This window comes from Fodinibacter luteus, from assembly GCF_039541575.1.
Lineage (GTDB): Bacteria > Actinomycetota > Actinomycetes > Actinomycetales > Dermatophilaceae > Fodinibacter > Fodinibacter luteus.
This window is the reverse complement of the sequence record NZ_BAABGM010000029.1, coordinates 1-3,228: the sequence shown is the minus strand read 5'-3', so window position 1 is coordinate 3,228 and position 3,228 is coordinate 1. Positions and strand designations below refer to the sequence as shown.

The window sequence follows — 3,228 nt, the reverse complement described above, 5'->3', positions numbered from 1 at the left end:
CGCCTACGTGGGAGGCACGCGCTCACTCAGGTCCGTCGTACACCACTCTGCCGGACTCCACTGCGCGGAGCGACCACCCGGTTGGCGCGGTGAGGGCGCCTTGCCCCCGGGCGCCCAGTGGGGCCGGGCGTACTCTTGGAGGTGGTGGCTTCGGCCGTGTTCTTCGGAGTGAGGTGCTCACAGATGAGCCGCCGGACGTTGTGGTGGTTGGCGGGAGGCGCCGTCGCCGCCGAGGTCGGCGCGTACCTGGTGTGGAGACCGCGGATGCTGCGGTGGGGCGCGACCGACCAGGAGGTGGGTGAGAGCTTGCCCGGCGATGACCGCACGCCGACCCCGCGCATGCAGAGCACCCGAGCGGTCACCATCGATGCGCCACCGGAGCGGGTGTGGCCCTGGCTGATGCAGATGGGGATCGGTCGGGCGGGGTTCTACAGCCACGATTGGGTTGAGCGGCTCATGTGCCGCGCCAGGTACGTCGAGGGGATGCATTCGGCGACCCGCATCCATCCGGAGCTGGGATCGTTGGAGGTGGGCGACACCGTGCCCATGGGTGCCGGCGCATTCGCGACCGTCTGGGAGGTCAAGCCGTTCGAGCACCTGGTCGCCCAGGAGACGTTCGTGCTGCGTGTCCTCCCGGGGGGCAGGACACGGCTCATCACCCGCTACCGCGGGATGGGGTTCATCGCACCTGCCGCACATGCCATCAGTCCGGATGCCGGGCCGCTGCCGCAGCTGATCCGGTGCGCCGTGCTGCGGGTCCCCGGCGTCGACTTCGCCCTCCGCGCGCTGGACTTCTTCGTCGCAGACCCCCTGCACCACTACATGGAGACCGGGATGCTCACCGGGATCAAGGCACGCGCGGAACGGGAGGACGCTCATGTCGACGCCAGGACGACCCCTTCCCCCATGGAGTCCGTGGCGACCACGACCTGACGCCAGCCGTCCGGCTCGGACAGGGCGGCCGAGACCGAATGTCGTCGTGGCGATCAAGGTCGTGCACACACTCGCCTGGGTGTCCATCGAGTCGTGCGTGCTGTACGTCCTCGTCGCCGGCATGGCGGGGCGCACCAACAAACGGGTCGGCCTCGCCGCCGCCGTCATCGCCGGCGAGTCGCTCGTGTTCTCCGCCAACGGGTTCCGGTGCCCGTTGACCGAGCTTGCCGAACGCTACGGTGCCGAGCGCGGCTCGGTGACAGACATCTACCTTCCAACATGGTTCGCACACCGCATCCCAGCCATCCACGCACCCCTGCTCATCGTGATGACCTACCTGCACGCACGGAACCTGCGACGGTCCCTCCCATCGAGCCGCACCACACCGGAGCACACTGGCATCGACCGGACCCTGCATAGGCGTTGCGCCCACCCAAGGGTGGGTCCCGGTCAGGCGGCTAGTGGTCCGTCTGTGAATTGATCTGGCGGAGGGATTCCCGTCCGCGTTGGACCTTGGCGATGATCTCGTCGGCGGTGGCTTTCCAGATGAAGGGCTTGGGGTCTGCGTTCCAGTGCTCGGCCCAAGTGGTGATCGCCTCGGAGAGCTCGGTGACGCTGGTGAAGGTGCCGCGGCGTAAGCGGCGGTCGGTCAGTTCCTTGAACCATCGTTCGATCAGGTTGAGCCAAGAGCTCGAGGTCGGCGTGAAATGCAGGTGCCATCGCCGTCGGTCGCGGTGGGCCAGCCACTTCTTGATCTCGGGGGTGGAGTGCGCAGACAGGTTGTCCAGGACGACATGCACCGCCAGAGCGCGCGGCACGGCCGCGTCGATCTGTTTGAAGAACCTCAAGATGTCGGCGCCGGTGTGACCCTTGTTGAGTCCGGTGAGAACCTGGCCAGTGGCGATGTTCATCGCAGCGAACAAGTCGATGGTGCCGTTGCGTTTGTCGTCGTGGGTCATCGTGCCGGCACGGCCAGGCTTCATCGGCAATGAGGGCTGGGTGCGGTCCAGCGCCTGGCATTGGGTCTTCTCGTCGTAGGGGAACACCACCGCGCGCGCGGGCGGATTCAGGTACAGGCCCACGACATCGACGAGCTTCTCCTCGAACCGGGGGTCGGTGCTGACCTTGAACGTCTCGACCCGCCACGGCTTGAGGTTGTGATCCGACCAGATCTTCGCCACCGCATCCTTACCGATCCCCAGCCGAGCGGCCATGGAACGGGTCGACCAGTGAGTCGAGGTGTCCGGCGGCCTCTCGCTGTGGGTCAGGCGCAGCACCTCCTCGACCGTTCCCGGTGGCAGCGACGGCTTACGACCGCGACCCTTGGCGATCACCCCGACCCCAGCCGTGCCCTCGGCCTGGAACCGGGTGCGCCAGCGACGCACCGTATCGGCATCGACCTCGCAGCGGCGCGCTATCTCCGCGTTCGCCAGACCGTCGGCAGCCAACAGCAGGCCCCTGGCCTGACGCACCACCCGATGCGGCCGACTCGTCGACCGCGACAGCGCGATCAGCTCTTCGCGCTGCGCAGGCGTCATCACCAGGGCAGGAGCAGCAGGTCGAGGCATGATCCAACACCACGCGAATACCCTTGCTATTTCACAGACACACACCACTAGCTACAGGCGGTCGCTATCAGGCCCTCAGTTCATGCCTCGATGAACCGCTTCGCGAATGCGGCGTGGCCGGTGGTGGCGTTGTGGTTTCCGGCCTCGGACTCGGCGTCCCCCAAGGTTGAGTGCTCGGCGCCCCACCAGTTCCCCTCGACCAGCGTGCCGCCGAATCTCTCGTCATGCTGCGCAGGGCAGAAGGACCGGAAGATCACGACCGGCCCGGGCGGGGGGTCCGTGGGTTCTGGCCCACCCGATCCCGGCGATGGCCTGAGCGGCCCGTCGATGGGGACGAAGTGGTGCCGCCCCGAGGTGATGTCCTTGACGATGAAGCCGAGCGTGGAGCCGGTCGGATTCACCAGGGTGATGTCTTCGGCGCTGTGGATCTCCACCGCAGGGTCGATCCGCACGACATCAAGACCGAGTTCCCTCGCCTCGGTGACTAGTCGATCGGCGGCCTCGTCGTAGTCCATCCACCTAGTGTGGCGCCGACGAGCCATGGCGGCCAGACCACAAGACCACGGGTATGCCGGCCCACGACGAAGGGATGCTGCAGCGAGTTGTCACGTTGATGCGGACGAGGAGCGCGGCGCCAAGGGCAAGGAGCGACTGTCGGTCGACGAAGTGGAGTCCGGCAGAGTGGTGTACGACGGACCTGAGTGAGCGCGTGCCTCCCACGTAGGCG

At 67.1% G+C, this 3,228-nt stretch carries 4 protein-coding genes; 2 read left to right on the top strand and 2 right to left on the bottom strand.

Annotated elements, in window-relative coordinates:
* The first annotated feature begins 264 nt into the window (after positions 1–264).
* A complete protein-coding gene (locus ABD899_RS18230) occupies positions 265–933 on the top strand; it encodes a hypothetical protein (protein ID WP_345208693.1) in 669 nt (222 codons plus the stop codon).
* A gap of 46 nt (positions 934–979) precedes the next feature.
* Positions 980–1,414 carry a hypothetical protein gene (locus ABD899_RS18225; RefSeq protein WP_345208692.1) on the top strand — a complete coding sequence of 145 codons (435 nt, stop codon included), beginning with the start codon at positions 980–982 and terminating at the stop codon, positions 1,412–1,414.
* On the opposite strand, the gene ABD899_RS18220 is transcribed toward ABD899_RS18225, so the two are convergent.
* Together ABD899_RS18220 and ABD899_RS18215 are read right to left on the bottom strand one after the other, a co-directional pair.
* On the bottom strand, positions 1,392–2,501 hold the full coding sequence (locus tag ABD899_RS18220) for an IS630 family transposase (RefSeq protein ID WP_345208691.1): 1,110 nt from the start codon (positions 2,499–2,501) through the stop codon (positions 1,392–1,394). The genes ABD899_RS18225 and ABD899_RS18220 overlap by 23 nt on opposite strands.
* A gap of 80 nt (positions 2,502–2,581) precedes the next feature.
* A complete protein-coding gene (locus tag ABD899_RS18215; RefSeq protein ID WP_345208690.1) occupies positions 2,582–3,016 on the bottom strand; it encodes a hypothetical protein in 435 nt (144 codons plus the stop codon).
* Between the last annotated feature and the right edge of the window lie 212 nt (positions 3,017–3,228).

Bases quoted from the DNA above. Each gene is read 5' to 3' on its own strand.
- ABD899_RS18230 (WP_345208693.1), top strand. From the start codon at position 265: ATGCTGCGGTGGGGCGCGACCGACCAGGAGGTGGGTGAGAGCTTGCCC.
- ABD899_RS18220 (WP_345208691.1), bottom strand. From the start codon at position 2,501: ATGCCTCGACCTGCTGCTCCTGCCCTGGTGATGACGCCTGCGCAGCGC.
- ABD899_RS18215 (WP_345208690.1), bottom strand. From the start codon at position 3,016: ATGGACTACGACGAGGCCGCCGATCGACTAGTCACCGAGGCGAGGGAA.